This window comes from Terriglobus roseus, assembly GCF_900105625.1.
In the GTDB taxonomy this organism is placed as follows: Bacteria; Acidobacteriota; Terriglobia; order Terriglobales; family Acidobacteriaceae; genus Terriglobus; species Terriglobus roseus_B.
The window spans coordinates 1,217,497-1,235,838 of sequence record NZ_FNSD01000001.1; the positions used below are offsets into that span (position 1 = coordinate 1,217,497).

Here is an 18,342-nt window from a genome sequence, read left to right on the forward strand (position 1 = left end):
ACACACCCGGCGCTTCGCCAAAAGACAACCGTTGCGTGGCTTCTTGATAGAGAAAGTCTGTTAGACCGCTACTGCGTCCGGCGCTCTGTGTGCCGTTCTCACGGCACGTCTCTTACGGCTTCGCCATGCCAGCCAACGGCGGATGGAAAGCGAAAATCCTGTAACGACAAGTAGCAAGGCTCCAAGCGCAGTAAAAAACGCAACCATCTGGCCTGTAAGACCGAACAGCTCGCCCGTGTGGATGAAGTGGGCAAGAAGCCTCCATCTGCGTCCCCGCGTATTGTCCTGGTAGTGCGCCCATTTCAGGACTTCTGCAGACTTGCGTGCCAGCGTAAGTTGCGATTTGGTGCGAGGATCGCCGCCCTCGCCCTCATCGATGGAGAAGGCAATGTCCTTGCCCTTCGCCAGGGGGACACGCAACGTCAGGCTCGTCCACGAGGGGTCTTGCATCGCCGCTTTTGCAATCAGTGGATCGAGTTCCTTGTAGCGCGAGACGGGCAGAACTTCGCTTGTCTTCAGTTCACGCTCCGCTCGTACTGAAGGCAGCGTATCTCCCGCCGCGCGATACAGCAGGCCGTTGGCCCATGCATAGGCCATGATCAGCCCGGTCAGCGAGATCGTCACAAGGGGCAGGAACAGCCAGAACCCGGCAACGGTGTGCAGACTCCATTCCGACGCACGGCCGAATCCCTTCCACTTGGGCACCAGGCCCACGCGGGTATGCTTCCATGTCCACTGCCGGGGCAGCCACAGGATCAGGCCGCTCAGCAACAGGAAGACAAAAGCAAGAACACACGCATTCTTGATCGACCGCAGTCCCTCGTTACGCGTTCCTACCAACGCGACATAGCGATGGAGATCATGCACTTCATCAAAGAACCCGCGCAACCGTCCCGCGTTCGTATCCAGCAAACGCCCGCTGCATGCGTCCACCAGAAGAAGCCGTCCCTTGGGGAAAGCGATCTCGTCCGGTCGATGCGGATTCGCATAGGACGTCCAGGAAAGCGGCTGACCATAGCCAAGGCCGGCCGTCGTCGTCAGTATCTCGGATGGAGCAGTGCATGTCTGCGTTTGTGCCGTAGACGTCCTCAGCCTGTGCTCCGACCAGCCAATGATCTGCGGCTGAAAGGCCAGGATGCAGCCCGTTACAGCAAGAAAAGCCACCACGGAACCCACGATTATTCCAGTGGTCAGGTGCAGCCAAAACAGAACGCGGCGAGCGGTCACGCTGCACCACTTTGCTTTGCGAAAAGACAGATAACAATGGGACTACTAGGGCGCATTATGGCATCCATAGCCGACCGCGCACCACATGATCTATAGTGGAGCAACTCGTCAGCCTTCTTTGAGGTTGTCGATCTCAGCCTCCTTCCGGGGCTTCGCCAAAAAGACAACCGGGGGAGGCTTTTGTTGTGTCCCCATCATATAGGACGAATCCGGTCCGCGTTGTGGTCAGTTCCAGTACAAAAGAGAATTACCTCTGACCAAATCGTCATTGAAAACCATCCATAGCTCCTCAGAGGCGCGCTAAATCGTCCTTAGGTCATCCCCGCCACCAAATCTAATCCCAGAATCGTGGGCACATCGTGGGCTCGGCGGTTGTGCCGACGGCGTCCTTTCAGGTCCACACAGTCGCGGCCTGCGGGGGATCGCCTTCTCACTATCGCTGGTGCGAGGCCAAGAGACGACCCCAACGAACCTTGTTCTGGATGCCTATAGGAACAGCGCTTTACCCGCAAATGCCGAAATTATGACGTTCGCCTCCAGAATCTGCTCTGAGATCCGTCATTGGGATTGGGCTCAGGTCTTGCCAAACGCCCTGCCCGTACAAGTGTTTCTGGATTGTCGACCTATCGCCAATGCACTGATCGACCCGGCTTAGTACCGCTATGTCGGCTTATCGCCAGCGACCGCCAATGAAGAAAGTGGATTTCCCGAGAAATAAGATTTAGCCCTGGCACATGGGAAGAGAGAGGGACAGGAGACTGGAGTGAACTCCTGTCATCGGTCCCTGCCTAACACCGCAGGGGATCTTCCGCGTCTTAGCCAGAAATTGATCATCAGAGAGTCTTCGTGATTCTCCACGAAATGACTCCACCCCGCAGGCACATAGAGCAGATCGCCCGCACGCTGCGTGATGGAGATCGATTTAGCCTTCGAGAACTCCGGGAAGCGCGTCGCATCCGGAGACTTTGCGTTAACCATGCTGACCCCGAAGTCTGGAAGTGCATTCGGTTGCGGATGAATCATGTAGAGATAAGGAAAATCGGCTGGCGGATAGAGGAGCCATTCTTTGGCACCGAAGTAGGCAAACGAGAAGTTGTCCGGGATGTCCTTGTGCAGGGCGGTCACCGTTCCCCTCTTACCCATCCACATCCGTGGCTCATTGAGAAAATATTCAGGGTAGAACATCGGAAAAGGTACCCCGAGATCGCGCGCCATCTCGACGGGGATCACGGTGCCGGCGGCATAGGCCGTCCCGGCATCGTTTACCTGCATGAAGTGTTCCCCAATGAAATTTCTTAGGGGCATCCCTTCTTCGCGGCGATTCAGATAGCTACCTGGATCTGCCATATTGCCGAAACGGACGGTCACGGTCTGATCGCCGTAGGCCTCTTGCAGCAGACCTAAGATCTCCGCTTCAGAGAACTTTAACGCGCCCAGCCGCAGTAGAAAAGGCACGGAGCGCGCTGCATACTCTTTCGAAAATGCCTCGTCACTCAGAGAATCAAGAACGTCCAGGGCGGCGAGGCGAGGCATCTCACAGGTCGCCTCACATATCTGGGGAAACCAAACAACAGGACTATCCATCAATCGACTCCGACACATTTTGAGAATAGATCCTGGACGACTCCAGCCCGGCCTAAAGTCCCTAGAAGTCGGCTTGTGTTAACGATTGCTGGCGCAGGGAAGCTCTTCTAGCGAGAACAGGCCGATGCACTCACTGAGTCAGGATTAGTCTTCATGAGGGTGCCTCGCTTCATTCGAAAGCGCCGCAGGAAATCAAGGGAAAGAATGCAAAGAGGAGGAACTTGACTCTTTGCCGCGCAGCCGGCGAGCGGGGCCGGTACCCAGCGGGATGAGGGTCGGGAGAAACCGAAGGGGTTCTCCCGCGCTTTTTGCGAGCGTTCCAGAGAAAAACGGCCCCGGACGAACCGGGGCCGGAGTGAAGCAATTAGGCGGCCCTCTGTTTCTTCGCACTTGTCTTTTTCTCGGCAGGTTTGACGAGAGTTGGAGCGGCTTTGGGCTTGCTGGCTTTCTTTGGACTGGCCTGGGGCGGAACGAAGATGACCTCGGCTTCCGTCAGCAAGTCGGGGTCGGTGTCGCGCGGAAGGCTGAGATGGTCCGTCAACGCGAGGCGCAGCGCGAAGCTGGTTAGCTTTATGTCTGCTGTTGTGCCAAGTGCGGAGAGAACGATCTCCTGCTCGGCCTGTCTGTGGTTCTCGTCGTCCCCTGCGAAGTGACTGGCGACTTCCTCAAGGAAGCGCTGCGCGAAGTTTCCGGAGACCCCGGCGAGAGCATCGATCGTCTCGCGGCCTTCCTGAGAAGCCAGGGCATCCAGATTGTCTACAACCCGAAGATTGCCCCCGCCATGGGGATGAGCTACGGCGGACGCATCGCCATCCCTTGGAACGGAGGCGAAGATGGAGTGGAAAGGACGAGCGAAGCGAAGGTCTGCACAAGCGCAGCGCGGAAGACTGCGGGAGACCCCTTGCGCCGCGCGATCGGGGCAGAGCCCCTTAGCGAGGTTTGGCTTCCACATACGTGCGCGTTAGCGCACGGGATCTCCCAGGGTGGGCGTTGCGGGCGGGAACGGCCCGCTGAGGTGGGTTAGCGCAGGACGCAGAGCGGCTGAAGACAGGGAGGAAAGCTCCTCCTCCGAACCGTCAAGCTAGCGTCGGCGCTAGGTCGGAAAAGTAGAACTTCAAGAAGGCAGCGGTGAAGCACGCAGGGAAAGACACATGGTCAACATGCCGCTTGTAAGGAAGCATAACCACGACCTTTTCGCCCTTCGTGACAGCTGCTTTGAGGTCACCTGTCGCGGACTCTCTCTTCCTTCTTGAAGAGATCCAGGGCTATGTGATGATCCTGCGCGGTTCCCGTCGTATAAGTCCTGTCGAAGTCCATTCGCCCATTTTGCTCAAGACGTCAAACTTCTGCTGGTATTCCGAATCCAGCTTGGTCACAGGTGTCACGCCTGCCTGCTCCGCAAAAGGCTTCATGTCCACTTTCAAGCTTTTGATGGTACGTCACCATCTGCTGGCGCAGGCCTTCACCTTCGGATTGGAAGCTTTCTCCGTGGCCAACTGGCTGAACTTGATCTCAGTGAAGTCACTCTGCGAAGACTTCGTCAGTACCGCTTCTCCATATCACTCGTAAGCGCGCATGCAGCTACACCGCTCACTATCAGAAAACAACCCAGATCTACTGAACGCATCTACATTTGGAACTTGTAAGCGCACCTACGCCAATCCGTAAGTCATAGAAGCTGCTTCCCTTCCTTGTTTGGTCAGCCTACACATCAGGCTGGTGTTCGACAGGCGCCTCTGTATCATTGAATCGATCCTCGGCGTCCCTGCACATTACGATTTAACGCGGACGATCTTGGCGCGCTCAGATGACGAAGTCTTCGCACCGCGGTGCTGTGACAAAGCAGAATCGCTGCTGGTTGGTAGACCGGTTGCCAGATGCCTTGCGCTGAACCGGCGATTGGCGGCGTAAGTGCATCGAACCTGTCATGGATGACGATTTCAGTGTTCTTTGCCCCGCAGGGGAAGGCCTCCGCCGGGAGTGGGCTCTACGTATCGGAGAGTACGGCAGTCCGTTCGAATATTCCGCAGAGTGGCGGGCATTGGTCTACCACACTAACACTTGCCTGCTTTGCAGGATGAATCGTCGCGAAGGTTAACTCTCGTGCGAGGGCCGCGGCTCACGAATGTGCGGGCAGTTCTGGGCTTCCGATTACTCTCGCGCTTTATTCAGTGAACGATCTTCTCGTGACAAGCGCGGCCGCTCGTGTCGAACAGCCCTAATCGTGTAATCGAGGACTGAGATGCCGGGGTCAGTGCACGTCTTTATGGGTCTCTCGTCTCGACCGCGGTTCATGAGACGGACTTTCGTGGTCTCTGACAATACCTATTCAGGAGTGCTACGTGGACACGGAGTTGGGAAGCATGGCTGGCACGCAAGAGGTGCAGTTGCTGGTTCATCGATTGCTGGAAGAGGCGAGAGCCTTGGCAGGCTTTGACTGCATTTGGCTAGATAAACGGGGTGAGATCAAGGCTGCGAAACATCCCCCGGAGGGGAGGCTAGCGGCTCGCGGTGTCTTCTTACACATCTCTCCAGGGAAGGATAGGCCAATAGTTTATTTCACAAAGACCTACGTCAAGCGTTGGGACCTCACCACCGAGAACATTGAACGCATATCACGCAGATGAAGGAAGAGTACCGATGCGGTCGATTAGGCAGCCGTACCAAGTCTCCATACATCTGGGATGGAGATCTGTAGCCACTTAGGCGTGCCGCTCACCTTGACCTGGGCCAAGGGAGGATACTCACCGGCTTTCGCGCTCACCCTGGTCATCAGCACATGGCGTGACGGCGCGCTCTTTACGGCGGAGAAGCGGATTGGCAAGTAATTTAATGCCTGCTCCTCGGGTACAAGCCTCACCGGCAGAGAAGTCGACGTTCTTCGCCTGTCGCTGTTCCCCCAGGTCACTTCCCTTACCTCGGTCACTGTTGAAGCGCCGGTCGATAACCATCCGTCAGGTTCGATGTCTCGAAGCCGGCAAGTCATCTGGTAGCGGCGGCGTCATTCAGAGATCCCTCAGTGACAGCGGACGGGCTGAGGATTGGCTGGCGGGATAAGCCCGAACGCTGTTCCGCTTCAGATGCGGCAAGGTGGAGACTCTGACACAAGAGATAGAGATGAAGTTTCGTATCCTGATCGAGAGCAGCCCTGGCAGCACGGCTCGTCATTTCCTGGTCATGACGGAGTCGGTGGGCGAGATCCGTATAGTGCCTCGACATTCCCTCGTCCGATTCAAGATGACCAACAGAAGGCATATGGACCTCGATGCGAGAAATATTGAAGCTGGGACGGAGCATGGCTCACTAAAGTTGCCCGGTGAGTCTTGAGCCAGAACCAATGATCTAACGAAAGTGGTTCCGAAAACTTTGACTGCGCCGCTTCTTTGGAGCAGCGCTCAGCGGTGTTGTTCTCTGTCTCGTCCCTAGGGACAGGGCAAATCCGCAAGAGTGTCTTCCAGGACCGCATGGTCCGCATTGGTGATCAGCTGCGAGGAAGCCTCTTTCTTCTCTGAACGAAGAGCCTTACGGCCATTTACAGCGAATCGAAAAGGTGTGCAGCTTCGTGGTCACTGAGCTCTGCTTCGGCATTCTTCCCGGAGATGAGGTCCATGAGAAATCTGTCGGCCAGATCCATCCTGCCAACTCGGTTCAAGATCGTCACCAGTTCGCCGCTGCTGATATTCCGCGGCGGATCGTACGACTTCAGAGCATGAGGTTCTGCGGGGAAAAAGGTGAGCTTGCAACGCACGCCATTGTGGCGATCCGGAACCATCAGAAGTCTCTTCGCCATAGAGACTTCAATCTAACACTGGCGGGACTGCGTCAGCACGCTGTTGGGCCCTTAGTACTGAGGCTTCTTCCTTTGTGATCGCTTCCGCAATTTTGCCGATGCGCAGGCCTTTGAAGCTGGCGTGGCACAGGTGGTCGCCGTCCGTCACCACGGCTTTGCAGCAGAGCTTCACGCAGGTACGGCGAAGATGCTCGACCTTACAGCTGTGGCCCCAGTGACACTTTGGCAAAGTGTAACTTATCCAGCACCATCCGGAAGCCGCGGCCCGATTGCGACTTCCTTGGTCGAGGGCTTGCCTGGCTGTGAGGTCTAACATGGCGCCACCACGCTCTGCCAAGGCCTCGACCGTGTCCCGGCTCGCGAACGTCAGGTCTCGCATGTGAGATTCGCCGCGCGGTTCAGTGGGTGTGACGCGCCAGACCAGACCCTCACGCTGGAAGCGAGCGTAGTCGTTGTAGGTCACCGCGGCCTTGCACTTGCCGCGAAGGCGCTCGCGCCATGGGTACGGCGGCGGAACGCTGCCCTGGCACCTGCAAACAGACCTTCCCTCACTGGCGTTGGCAGGTCGTAGACGCACGTTCGCCTTCCATGACCAAAGCCTAGGCGGAGAGGAGGCGAGGCTATAGCCCCCATGATGTGGGTCTGTGAAAGCCGCCTGACCGGATCGGTCGCTTGGACCATGGGCGTTCAAAAGCGTGAAGGAATCTCACCGCAGCCCCGTCACCTATGTCGATGTACAGGCGAATGCACCCTTGAGGTGGTTGATTGCCTCGATCATCTCTGGCTCCAGCGCTTCCGTATCTGCAGCGCTCTGATAATCAGACCGATCGCGGTAGGCGTCGGGTGGCGCAGGACCAATCGCTGGCCGTCGCTGAGTACTCCTTCTACCGAGTAGATGACAAGGCTCAGTTCTCCGTCGGATTCGATAGACAGAACAAAGCAGGATTCCATCCCGCCAATGCAGCACTGAAGTTCCGCGAGAGGAGCCTCACTTCCACTTACAACGGTCGGAATGAGGATTGCCTGCTCATAAGTGAGAAGCCGGCCCAGGCCTACAATATTGCACCGCCGAGCTCCCTAAAAGACCGATACCTTCGCATCCAGGCGCTAGTATTGCGTACTTAATGAGTTTGACTGGTCGATTTTGAATTGAGTCGGCCCATTTTGGGGTCGAGACTCATGATCGCAGTCGCCTAAAGGCTACATAGCCATCCGTGCCGAACTACTAAAATATCGCCAGTCGTTGTGTACTGCAGAACGAGATTCGCGCCAATCAAAAGCTGCGGACGTGTCTGCAGTGCTTAGAAAACGATTGGTTAGAGCCTTGGGTCGCTCTGGGGAGGGCGACCCGATTTTTAGCTCCACGTTCCGGCTGCTGGTGGATGTGCGTCGTGTATTCGGCGGCCTTTGCTTCTACCTCATTGTGTGCGGCTGTCTGCGATCGATCGAACACCGCAGACAGATCCAGTCTTTTCCACTCCTTTGAGTGTAGGCGCGAAACGAAACAGGGTTGGAGGGCATAGGATCAGCGGACACTCGTTCCATAACCCATGTCAGCCGTGCACATGCGTAAGAGCTATGCATCCGCAGCCATGTCTCAGACAGCCGCTGGCGTTCGGAGAGGGGCTTGGCCAGCATGCTTTTGCTGTCGAGGTGCAAGGGGTCAAACGCGTAGGAGACAAGTCGCAAGTAGCGGCTCTTGCGGATCTACATGAGTGGGAGCTGGGACGGCCGGCAGCATCCAGCGCGCACATTCGCCGTCAACAGAAGTACCGAGCGGTAGCAGCAGCTTTAGAGCGGAAGTTGACCGTGAGCGTGTTCTGCGAGAGCTTGCCGGTGCGAGAAAAGAGCAGCACGCCACCGCTGCCCCGGATAGCCTGAGCACAGTGACCATCGAGCTTAATCTCGTTTCCACGCCGGGCCCTCCGGCATTTTCCACGGCTAGGCCTGCCAAGGGGGCCATGATTGGTGGCGCAGGCATAGAGGTCACGGAAAGCAGGCTGGAGGCGGCGGCTGGTCGCAGGTTATGTGCTGCCCACACGCTCCCAGCGTTCCTGGATAAAAGGGCCAGCCGTCACCGGATAGATGGATGGCACAACACATCTGCAGGTTGCTGAGTCGGTTGAGTCGATGCTCCATACATTCGGTGGGACCTGTTCAAGGGGCCGGGCGCTCAGACACAAACCGGAGCACATCACAGCACGAACGCCCATATCACCCACCGATGAGCGCACGGACATTAGCTCTCGGCTAGGCGGTATCCACGTCCGCGCACAGTTTCGATCGTAACGACATCTGTGCATTCTCGGAGCCTCTTCCGAAGATTCGAAATGTGGGCTTCGATCACATTTGAGTGCTGTTCCCAAGTGAAGTCGTACAGGTTTTCAGAGAGCTCACGCTTTGAAACCACCATCGTTGGGCGGCGGATCAGATATTCGAGGATGCGAAACCCTGTCGGCGATAGTTCGACGGGAATCTCGTCACAGGTCAGCAGGTATTCTCCCGTGTGCATCTCCAGGTTATGGAAGCGCAGCGTTGATGCGCTTGTTTCCTTCGAGCGCCGGATAAGCGCACGGCATCTCGCGATCAATTCGCCAAGGTCGAAGGGCTTCGTCATGAAGTCGTCCGCACCAGAATTTAGAAGTGCGACAGTTCGTTTCGTGTCGATCACTGCCGTGAGTACCAGCACAGATGACCCAATCTTCGCGGCACGTAGCTGTGACAGAACAGAATCGCCACTGCAGCCTGGAAGCATCAAATCAAGCAGGACCAAGTCGTATTGACTGGCTATGCAGAGCTCTAGAGCCTTTGAGCCGTCGTGCGTTACGTCCACGGCATAGCCTGGCCCCTCGCGCAGCGCCCGCGCGACGTTTTCCGCAAGCCGAACCTCGTCCTCAACCACAAGAACACGCATAGCTGGTTTCAGAGTATCGCAACAAGGATCGCCTCAAAATGCCCCTGCTGCTTGCATTCTGCCGTTAGCCAAGGAAGAGGAGCTCTGCAAGCTCACGGGCTCATAGTCGAAACTCAAGCGCGAGTGTCGAAGGCGTGAATAACCAGCTGATGTCTGTTTCCGCGCTCGCTTTCGATGAATTGATGCCGTCACGGGCTTCCGGGCAGACGCATCCGCCGGGGCGCACTATACTCCCGGAACTATGGCTTATCTATGTCCAATGGGGCTTGCGCTCAAGGATCTCTGGCTGAATAGACTGGATCTCCCTTCACTCCATGTGGCCTCCAACGAATGGAAGACCTATCGTGAGCACATCGCAAGGTGCGAACTATGCGAAGCCCCTCAGCAAGCGTTGGCTGCAGAGGCGTCTGCAAGACTGGACTAAGTGTCGGGTAGGCGGAAGATCGCTCCCGTCCCTTTTTGGATAAAAATCCGAATGGATCTACATAACCGCAAAATTTTGGCCGCGAGGGCGCTTCCGACTGGCCTACTCGTAACGTTCGCTGACGCGAGTGCGGCTCTCTTCAGTACGGACCAGCTAGATTCCTTCGATCTGCTGCGGAACTCCGATTGGAGACGGAACTTCTGGACGTTGCGGTTCTGCAATTGCAGGACGAACTCCTCGATGCCGCCTTGGCTCAGCGACAAGATGAACTCTCAGCCGGCGAGAACTAGAAAAGATCACACTTCAGTCAGAGAGCAGACATCTGTGAGTTCGTAGTTCTGCGGGAAATGAGAGCACGGCGCTGGAGGCCATGACTTGGGCTCTCTGCGGCGCCCATCACTTCAATCGCGTGTGTCGGAGCTTAGGCAAATGGCGTGGACGAGGCCCGGATCGAACTTGCCCTTAAAGACGATTACTTTCCCGCGCCCCCAGCTCTTCCAAGCGTGCTTCCTACATCCGGAGAACCATGATAAAGGCGAGAGACTGGGCAGAGCGGTAGCCAGCGACACTCCGCGCCCCAGCGGATCTCTTCGTGCAGTTGCCGCGACTGTTCTAGTTCTGAGCTGGCTTTCGCTACTCGCGCCATGAAGGAACACCGTTGAACTGGATGGCTCCCTCCGGTTTGCCTTTCTGTCTGCGTTCAGCAAGTGAATCGCCAACTCGATCGCCAGTCCGAAACCACCTTCCGGGTTGGCTCCGATGCCTACGGCGGCAGTGACCGTAGCTTCAGGGGGAGATCCCAATCTTCAGTTTCTGCCCCGCACCTTTGACTGCGCTCAGGAAGCAGGCGGCATAGCCAGCAGCGAAGAGCTGCTCAGGGTTTACTCCATCTCCTCCGAGGCCACCAGATTCCTTAGGGGTGGCGAGGTGTGGGTCGAGTCGTCGGTCTTCGGTGCGGGTTCTCCCGTCCCGGCCTCCAGTGGCGGTAGCAGCAGCGCGATATTTCACGTCGATAGCCATGATGATTCCTTCCATCACAAGTGTGAATTTCTACAGAGTTTTGTGACTGCGTTAGCTGATGGCAGCCGCTGTTGTCGCTGTCTTCGACAGCTTCCGGCTAAGGAGAACACCTCCGATGAGGAAGTACAGGGCACCGAAAATGGCGTATCCACCGATGTCCTTAACGTGTTGTTTGTCCTTAAGTCCGAGAATCACGAAGAACAATCCCGCAAGCGCTGACTGTGCGCCGCTCAGGATCATGCTCCACTGGCCACCGCCCAACTCCTTGCGGCGGATGAGACCCACCACCCATTGCAGGACTCCCGCTCCAAACGCCCACAAGCCGAAGATGGCGACGGCAAGGATCGGATTGTGAAACACAGTCAGGCCGATGCCGGCGGCGGTAGCTACTCCTAAAACAGCGTTGATGATCTGCGAGGTACGTGCAGAGCCTGACTTGCTGAATGTGTTCAGGTCGTAGATGGTGCAGGCTACATCCCATAGCGGGTACAGGAGGAAGAGAACAGCGGCCACTTGTGGCTGTCTTACCGCGGTTGTGATGACGCCTGCCGCGAAAACCACTTGGAAGGCGGTGCGAACGAAGTAGAGATTGCGTAGTGATCGTGCTGAAGCGATCGAAGGCGTTTCCATGATGTCTCCATGCTATCTTCTAGTTGGTAGGTATACGTGTGTGACACGTTCACCTGGTTGATGGTTTGAGGTTGACCTACGCAATCGCAGATCGCGGTATTTTTACAAGGAGATACGGTCGATCGCCAGGTGCGTGATCTCTCGGAAAATTCTGGGGTCATTCGTCGCACGCGCTGTGAGCATGGCTCCGTGCATCGTGGCAATGAGAGCCTGAGTCTCGGCAGCAACGGTGCCCTTTAGCTCCGCCTTCCGTGACTTCGCTGCCGCTTTAAGAGTTTTTTGGAACCATTCTGTCAGCATGGAGAAGTGAATCCGTACTTCTACTTGCACTTCCTCGGGCAAGGATGGCATTTCCACGCCCAGAAGAGCTCCGATGCAAAACGAGATGGCTTGGCCTTCGATGCACTCTTCCCAGTACTTGAAGTACTTCTTAATTCGCAGGACTGGATCGTCGATCCCCTGATCCAAGGCTTTCATGCCTTCCGAGATTCTCTCCCTGTGCCTCCTCAAGACTGCGACGACAAGTGCCGCTTTCGTCGGGAAGTGGTGATGAATGCTTGCCTTCCGGATGGCGACGATCTCCGCGATGTCGGCGTAGCTGAAGGCGGAGTACCCTCGATCAATCAGGAGGGTGTTGGCCGCGTCGAGGATGCGTACTGCCGTTTCACCTTGCATACCGATGAGACTACCTACTAGTAGGAGTGGATGCAAGGTTTTTGGTTTTTGTTCGGGCGTGCTCCGAATTCAACAGCAAGATCCGGAGTTCAAGTCTGCCTGGTCATCCGTAGAGTTGATTTCAAGAAGGAGCGAATCCAATGAAGACGACAGAATCTAGAGCGGAGCGAGCAGAGGCGGTGCTCCGTGACACCCGTTGGAACTCCCTGGTAGGGCGTGACCGACTGGCCGATGGAAAGTTCTTTTACTCCGTCGCGAGTACGGGTGTGTATTGCCGTCCGTCGTGTGGCGCGAGAACTCCTCGACCGGAGAATGTCGCGTTTCACGCCACCATTGAAGAGGCGGAAGCGCAGATGCAGCTTACGGTTACAACGGTATGGCCGGGTCAACTATGGGCAGCAGTTCGTCGCGATTGCCTCCGAGATCGCGTCCACCGGCTCGTTAGGAAGAGAGACCTGCGTTGACCCGGGTGCAATGGTGGAGTCACTCTACGAAGCCTTTATCAGGAATTGCTTATCCGCATCACTCGTCTGCGCGCAGTAGCTACGCTGCTCTCCGTCATGCAACATTACCGAACTACTGAACGCATCTTCATTTGAAAGTCCGGTAGCGCACAATCTGTCAATCAGAGGAGCTGCTTCCCTTCCTTGTTTAGTCAACGTGTACATCACGCCGTTGAGCCGAGAGGAGCCTTGGTTTCACTCAATCGATCCTCGCCGTCACTACGCATCTACGATGCAACGCGCACAATCTTGGTGCGCGCAGATACGAATTCTTTGCACAGCGGTGGTTCCGCATCCTCGAATCTCTGAAGAAACATACCAAACAGTGTTTTCAAAGCGTTACCTGTCGTCAATTTTTACAACGTTACTGTGACGGCACGCGGATGTGCTCGAATCTCTTGAACGGCCTCACGCATAGTTTGACTTGCAACTTGCCGTCAGGCCAAAGTCGAACATCTGTTCCACATGAATACCGGGCGTTAAGATCCATATGCTGTGCGTCGCGCTCTATATGCGTAAATCGACAGATACCTAAGGGGACATACTCCCCGACCGATTTCCGCGAGTTTATTACCTCCGAGCGACTCCGGACAGGACGGATTCAACCATCTCGAAGACATGTCAGGGCTCCGAGATAGCTAGTAAGACGGGAGCACACCCTCGGTGGCCTGTTCCCTACTACATGGCCATATACCTGCTGATTGCGTAGTTCTGCTAGCGGTCTTCCCCAGCGTACGCAGAGCCTCCAAAAGCTTTCCTCACGCATCCATGCATGCGCTAAGCAGGAGTTGTTTCATCTGGTCGGGGGGTTGAGGCTTGCCGAGGAAAAAGCCTTGGAATAGATCGCACTTCAATCTCGAGAGATGGTCGAATGTGTCCTGATTTTCGATTCCCTCTGCAACAACTTTGAGGCCGAGGGCGTGTGCCATCGTAATGATTGCGGCTACTATGGAGCGGGTTCCCTCAGCTGCAGACAGACGATTGACGAAGGAGGAGTCGATCTTAAGGGTATCTAACTCGAGATTGTCAAGTTGCCCTAAAGACGAGTACCCCACACCGAAGTCATCGACTGAGAAGCAGATGCCGGCATCGGCCAGGATCTTTATCTGACGAGCGGCTTCGTGGATATTACGCAGCATTGCGGTCTCCGTAATTTCCATACCAATGAGCGAAGGATCGACCCCGAAATGGGACAGCGAGTCCAGCACTGTGACCGCGAAAGTCGGTGAACTGATCTCCACGGCAGAAATGTTCAAAGCGATCGGCACCAGGGGTATCCCGGCATCCCTCCAGTTCACTATCTGTGCACACACCTCATTGAAGACCCAAGCGCTTAGAGGGACAATCAGCCCCCTTTCTTCGGCAATGGATATGAATCTGTTAGGGAACACCATGCCTTGCTTAGGGTGGTGAAGCCGTACGAGCGCTTCGATACTGTGGATACGCCCTGAGACATTGAGAATTGGCTGAAGGAATAATTCCAATCCTCCTTCTCTTAGTGCCCGACGAAGCGAGACTTCCATGTCGTTCGCTTCAGAGCTTAGTTGAAGGATTTCCGGAGACATAGAGACCATCTGATTGCCACCGGATTTTTTTGCTCGATACATCGCAGAATCCGCATTTCGCCATAGCGCCGCGGAATCTGACCCGTCATCCGGGAAAACGGCGATCCCGATACTCGCGGTGATCTCAATCAAAAACTTTTCCGCTTGCATTGGTTGCTTTAATGCGATTCCAACCTGCCGTCCGAAGCTCTCAGCTTCTTCATGAAGCGAGATGCCACTGAGAACGAGCGCGAACTCCTCCCCGCCAATGCGGGCCGAAGTATAATTCAGTGCTTTCAATTGAGACAAACGCATTCCCGCAGTTTGCAGACAGATGTCTCCTACGCCGTGTCCATAGGTGTCGTTGATGTGCTTGAAGCGATCCAGATCGAAACAGATCAAGGCACACTTTGTCGATTCGTCGCGTGCTGCCTCAACAGCAGACTTCAGATCTTGTTCCAATGTTGCTCTGTTTCGCAGACCAGTGAGTTGATCGTGAGTAGCTTGGAAAAGCAGGTTCGTGCCGGCTTCGTTCGCTGCAAGGATCTCATCCTCCAGCAACATCAACATCATGCCAAAGGCAACAAAATATTTCGGTATGTTCCAAAACTCGGGATGAACGCGCTGTTCGATACGCAGATGATCGAGGAACACAGCCGCTGGGAAGACTGTCGCCCATGCAATAAGTCCAAGCAAAACAGTGAGAGTACCTGCGGAAATGCGGCGGATTGTCCCGATATAGGTGAGACCAACTAGAACGTAGACCTGCGTGAGCAGGATTGAAAGTAGCAGGTCGATCCGGCCATGCAGAATCGCCCAATCGAACCAACAAACGGTCGCAGAAACCGCAGTAGACAGCAGAAGTCGCACGAAGGGCGGGGTACCCTGTAATTTGGCACTGTAACCGAGCCATCCAACCGTCGCTATTGTCCCAGCAGCGAAATAAGGCAGAGGCGAGGCGAACTCACAAACGGCCATAACCAAGCAGACAAGGGTTCCGGACCCCGCGATGCCAAGTACCCAAAGCAGGTCATTCCCTATACGTCCCCGATCAGGTCTTGGCGGCGCCGCGAGAAACATAACGCCGCACGCCAAGAGAGCAGCCATACTGATAGAGCTTACGGTGCGGTTTGCGATAACACCGGACGGCGCCATGAGGCGTACCGCGAAGTGCACAAGTATCATCACCCAACCGAAAAGCCATGCACCAACCATCGAAGATGGTCTCTTTTGGTATGTAGAACCGAATAGCAGCACAAGGCAACCGATGATTGTGATGTCGAGGATCTCGCTCTGCATGCCTCACCCTCTGATGATGGAGTTCTACGTTACGTACATCCCGCTCGTTCTTGTCACCCGCTTCGAGAATAAATGCACCAGTTTTGCGCAAGCTTCTGTCCCGAAATGTAGACCTCCGGGACATCTTGACAGGTCACGAGCACCCCTTCGGTCTGGCCCGAGTCACCGAAGACTGGACTGTAGCTGTAGGTCCAATACACATCCTGGAGAGCGCCGTCTCGTTTGATTGGTACAAGTCTGTTCTCGAAGAAAACAGGTCTTCCTTGCTGCATCACGGCCTCGACCTGAGGAGAGACGAGCTCCCAGGCTTCAATCCAGCACTCCTTCGCAAGCTGCCCCAGGCCCGCAGGATGTTTCTCTCCCATGAGCGGCCGGTACGCATCGTTATAGAACTGCACCCCATCGCCTCTCCACCAGATGGAAGTCGGGAACCCGCATCCGAGCATCAGGTTCACCGCGCTTATCAGGTTGTTCGGCCAGCTGTGGATGGGACCTACAGATGTGAAGCTCCAATTATGGGAACGGATCAACTCCGCCATCTCTGAGGATTCGTGGATGAGTTCCGAGCTGGTGCGGGTTAGCATGTCTTGTTCTCGTTTGCTGGGCAGGTTGGTGCGCTGGGGCAGGAAGCGACTTCGATTGTCTCTCATGCGCTACCGAGTAGGCGAATCGCAGAAAGCAGGAGCAGTTCACTCCTGAATCGCGCGAGAGCGCTCGCGTTACACTCACCCATGAGCGAGCCGCCGACCACGAACGCGCGCAGACGGATTCTGCTCCAAAGAACCCATCGCTGGATGCTGCCGCTATATCTCGCAGCGGCGTCCAGCTTGAGCATGTGGGTAGCCTTTCAATGGTTTGCGGATGCTAGCCACGTCATCTGGGTCTGGCCTGTCACTGCCGTGCAGCTCGGCATCCTTCTGCCGTTTTGGTCCGATGTCAGATTGCGACTCTGGTCGATAGGTTGTGGCTTGGTAGCAAATGCAATCGCTGCAAGGCTCCTGGGGACGCCGCTGTGGTTTTCCTTAGCGATCAGTCTTACGAGCGCATTCGATGTGACCGTCGCTGGCGCGATCCTCTCAAGAGGAGTTTCCGGTTTCGAGGATCTCAAAAGCCGTGCCAGTTTCAAGCTGTTCGCAACGGCTGCCTTCGTCGCACCTGTTGTCAGCGGATTGCTGGCAACTCTCCCCGTATCTAGTTTGTTGCACGGACCATTCGGGCGCGTCCTTGTCACCTCTATCCTGAGCGACGCTATCGGCATTGCCGTTTTGGTGCCAGTGATTCTGTTCTGCCTCACGGGAAAGTACCGGGATCCGCGCAAGCTCGCTCCGCACCTGCCGCCCGGCGTGCTTCCTGCGATCCTCTTCACAGCCGTTGTGGTTGGCGTCTTCAGTCAGTCGATCTACCCCCTCCTGTTCCTTATCTTCCCTCCGCTTGTCTTATTGATCATGGTCATGGGCCTGGAAGGAGCGATCTTTGCGAATGTAGCGCTGGTTCTGATTGCTTGCTATGCCACGGCACACGGGCATGGGCCGCTGTGGCTGTCCCGCGATGTGCAATGGGAAGAGCGCCTCGTGATCCTGCAAATCTTTCTTTGGGTAGCCATGGTCACGGGATTACCGATCGGTGCACTTCTGGACGAACAGCGCCGAGCGGAGATCAAGGCCAACGATGCTCGCTCGATCTACATGACCTTGCTCGAGAACACAGCCGACATGATCATCCTGTCGTCGTTTGACGGCGAGCAGCGATTCATTACAGCGGCGAGTGAGGCGCTCACAGGCTGGACACCCGAGGAGTTCGCAAAACTGGACCGCTTGAGCACCTTCCATCCAGAAGATCTTCCCGTAGCGGATATGGTCATCAGCAGCATGAAGGAAGGAAAGCGCGAGCATCAATTCCGTTATCGCCTTCGCCAGAAATCGGGCGGCTGGCGTTGGGTCGAAGCATCGGCGCGTGCGTACTTCGACGATTTCACCGGAGAAGTGCGCGGGTACGTCGGAACGATCCGGGACATCTCGTCTGTCGTGAAGACAGAGGAAGCGCGGGAGCAACTCTCGCTCGCACAGGAAGGACTCGAACTGATGGCGAGGACCGATGCCCTCACGAGCCTGCCTAACCGGCGGGCCTTCGACAATGCCCTCGACCAGTACATCCTTGGCTACCGGTCTGAGGTCCAAGGCGTTCTGTTGATATTGGACATCGATTTCTTCAAGTCCTTCAATGATGAGTACGGACACCAAGCAGGAGATGAATGCTTGCGCAAGGTCGGGCAGGCCATCAGCTCCTCTCTCATACGGTCCACTGATACTGCTGCAAGGTGGGGCGGCGAGGAATTCTGCGTGTTGATGCCTGGCGCGCCGGTGCATGTCTCGGAGCGCGTCGCGCTCAATGTGCTCGATGCTGTCAGAGGGCTCCGCATCCCACACGCTGGAAACCCAGAAGGCATCGTCACGTTGAGTATTGGTATCGCCCAGCGAACTGAGGCGAACGAAGATCCAAGCCTCTGGGTTCAACGGGCTGACGCAGCTTTGTATGCGAGTAAACGCAGCGGGAAGAATCGCTTTACGGTAGCTACCTGAGAAAGTGGAACACCTCGAGATCAGCTCAGCCTGTAGATGTTTCCGCATCGCGGACATCCCGTGCGATCTCTTGGTCGTAGGCGATCTCGTCTCCTGACGCAAATGCAGCGGGTCGTTCAAATCAACCAGCCCACCGAACTCTCGATCGGCGTA

14 protein-coding genes are annotated in these 18,342 nt (G+C 56.0%); 3 read left to right on the forward strand and 11 right to left on the reverse strand.

The window, feature by feature from the left end:
- Window positions 1-60: 60 nt before the first annotated feature.
- The 4 genes from BLW03_RS04745 to BLW03_RS20560 form a co-directional block, all read right to left on the reverse strand.
- Window positions 61-1,227, reverse strand: a complete 1,167-nt coding sequence (locus BLW03_RS04745) for a PepSY-associated TM helix domain-containing protein (protein WP_074652582.1) — start codon at window positions 1,225-1,227, stop codon at window positions 61-63.
- A 774-nt stretch (window positions 1,228-2,001) separates the two neighbouring features.
- Window positions 2,002-2,760, reverse strand: coding sequence for a cupin-like domain-containing protein (locus BLW03_RS04750; RefSeq protein ID WP_244501964.1), 759 nt, complete (start codon window positions 2,758-2,760; stop codon window positions 2,002-2,004).
- A gap of 415 nt (window positions 2,761-3,175) precedes the next feature.
- A complete protein-coding gene (locus BLW03_RS21185) occupies window positions 3,176-3,763 on the reverse strand; it encodes a hypothetical protein (RefSeq protein ID WP_074652584.1) in 588 nt (195 codons plus the stop codon).
- 313 nt (window positions 3,764-4,076) lie between these two features.
- The gene (locus BLW03_RS20560; RefSeq protein ID WP_170834966.1) at window positions 4,077-4,223 is read right to left on the reverse strand and encodes a hypothetical protein; all 147 of its coding nucleotides are present in this window, start codon (window positions 4,221-4,223) and stop codon (window positions 4,077-4,079) included.
- On the opposite strand from BLW03_RS20560, the gene BLW03_RS20565 reads away from it, so the two are divergent.
- On the forward strand, window positions 4,222-4,380 hold the full coding sequence (locus BLW03_RS20565; protein ID WP_170834967.1) for a hypothetical protein: 159 nt from the start codon (window positions 4,222-4,224) through the stop codon (window positions 4,378-4,380). The two genes, BLW03_RS20560 and BLW03_RS20565, sit on opposite strands and share 2 nt — an antisense overlap.
- 1,963 nt (window positions 4,381-6,343) lie before the next feature.
- Here BLW03_RS20565 and BLW03_RS04775 read toward each other — a convergent pair.
- From BLW03_RS04775 to BLW03_RS04805, 5 genes are all read right to left on the reverse strand, one after another.
- A complete protein-coding gene (locus tag BLW03_RS04775) occupies window positions 6,344-6,601 on the reverse strand; it encodes a hypothetical protein (protein WP_074652588.1) in 258 nt (85 codons plus the stop codon).
- A 2,239-nt stretch (window positions 6,602-8,840) separates the two neighbouring features.
- Window positions 8,841-9,515: a response regulator transcription factor gene (locus BLW03_RS04790; protein ID WP_074652591.1), complete on the reverse strand. Its 675-nt coding sequence runs from the start codon at window positions 9,513-9,515 to the stop codon at window positions 8,841-8,843.
- A 1,210-nt stretch (window positions 9,516-10,725) separates the two neighbouring features.
- Complete coding sequence (locus tag BLW03_RS20120; RefSeq protein ID WP_212733135.1) at window positions 10,726-10,959, reverse strand: OsmC family protein; 234 nt, start codon at window positions 10,957-10,959, stop codon at window positions 10,726-10,728.
- A 51-nt stretch (window positions 10,960-11,010) separates the two neighbouring features.
- Window positions 11,011-11,589 carry a hypothetical protein gene (locus BLW03_RS04800; RefSeq protein ID WP_074652593.1) on the reverse strand — a complete coding sequence of 193 codons (579 nt, stop codon included), beginning with the start codon at window positions 11,587-11,589 and terminating at the stop codon, window positions 11,011-11,013.
- A gap of 102 nt (window positions 11,590-11,691) precedes the next feature.
- A complete protein-coding gene (locus BLW03_RS04805) occupies window positions 11,692-12,264 on the reverse strand; it encodes a TetR/AcrR family transcriptional regulator (protein WP_074652594.1) in 573 nt (190 codons plus the stop codon).
- 140 nt (window positions 12,265-12,404) lie between these two features.
- On the opposite strand from BLW03_RS04805, the gene BLW03_RS20125 reads away from it, so the two are divergent.
- Window positions 12,405-12,728, forward strand: coding sequence for an Ada metal-binding domain-containing protein (locus BLW03_RS20125; protein ID WP_083350333.1), 324 nt, complete (start codon window positions 12,405-12,407; stop codon window positions 12,726-12,728).
- 797 nt (window positions 12,729-13,525) lie between these two features.
- Here BLW03_RS20125 and BLW03_RS04815 read toward each other — a convergent pair.
- Together BLW03_RS04815 and BLW03_RS04820 are read right to left on the reverse strand one after the other, a co-directional pair.
- Window positions 13,526-15,610 carry a putative bifunctional diguanylate cyclase/phosphodiesterase gene (locus tag BLW03_RS04815; protein WP_074652595.1) on the reverse strand — a complete coding sequence of 695 codons (2,085 nt, stop codon included), beginning with the start codon at window positions 15,608-15,610 and terminating at the stop codon, window positions 13,526-13,528.
- A gap of 53 nt (window positions 15,611-15,663) precedes the next feature.
- Window positions 15,664-16,260 (reverse strand): PAS domain-containing protein, encoded by a 597-nt coding sequence (locus BLW03_RS04820; protein WP_083350334.1) that lies wholly within the window; start codon window positions 16,258-16,260, stop codon window positions 15,664-15,666.
- A gap of 81 nt (window positions 16,261-16,341) precedes the next feature.
- Between BLW03_RS04820 and BLW03_RS04830 the strand changes: the two genes are divergently transcribed.
- Window positions 16,342-18,189, forward strand: a complete 1,848-nt coding sequence (locus BLW03_RS04830; protein ID WP_083350335.1) for a sensor domain-containing diguanylate cyclase — start codon at window positions 16,342-16,344, stop codon at window positions 18,187-18,189.
- The last annotated feature ends 153 nt before the right edge of the window (window positions 18,190-18,342 follow it).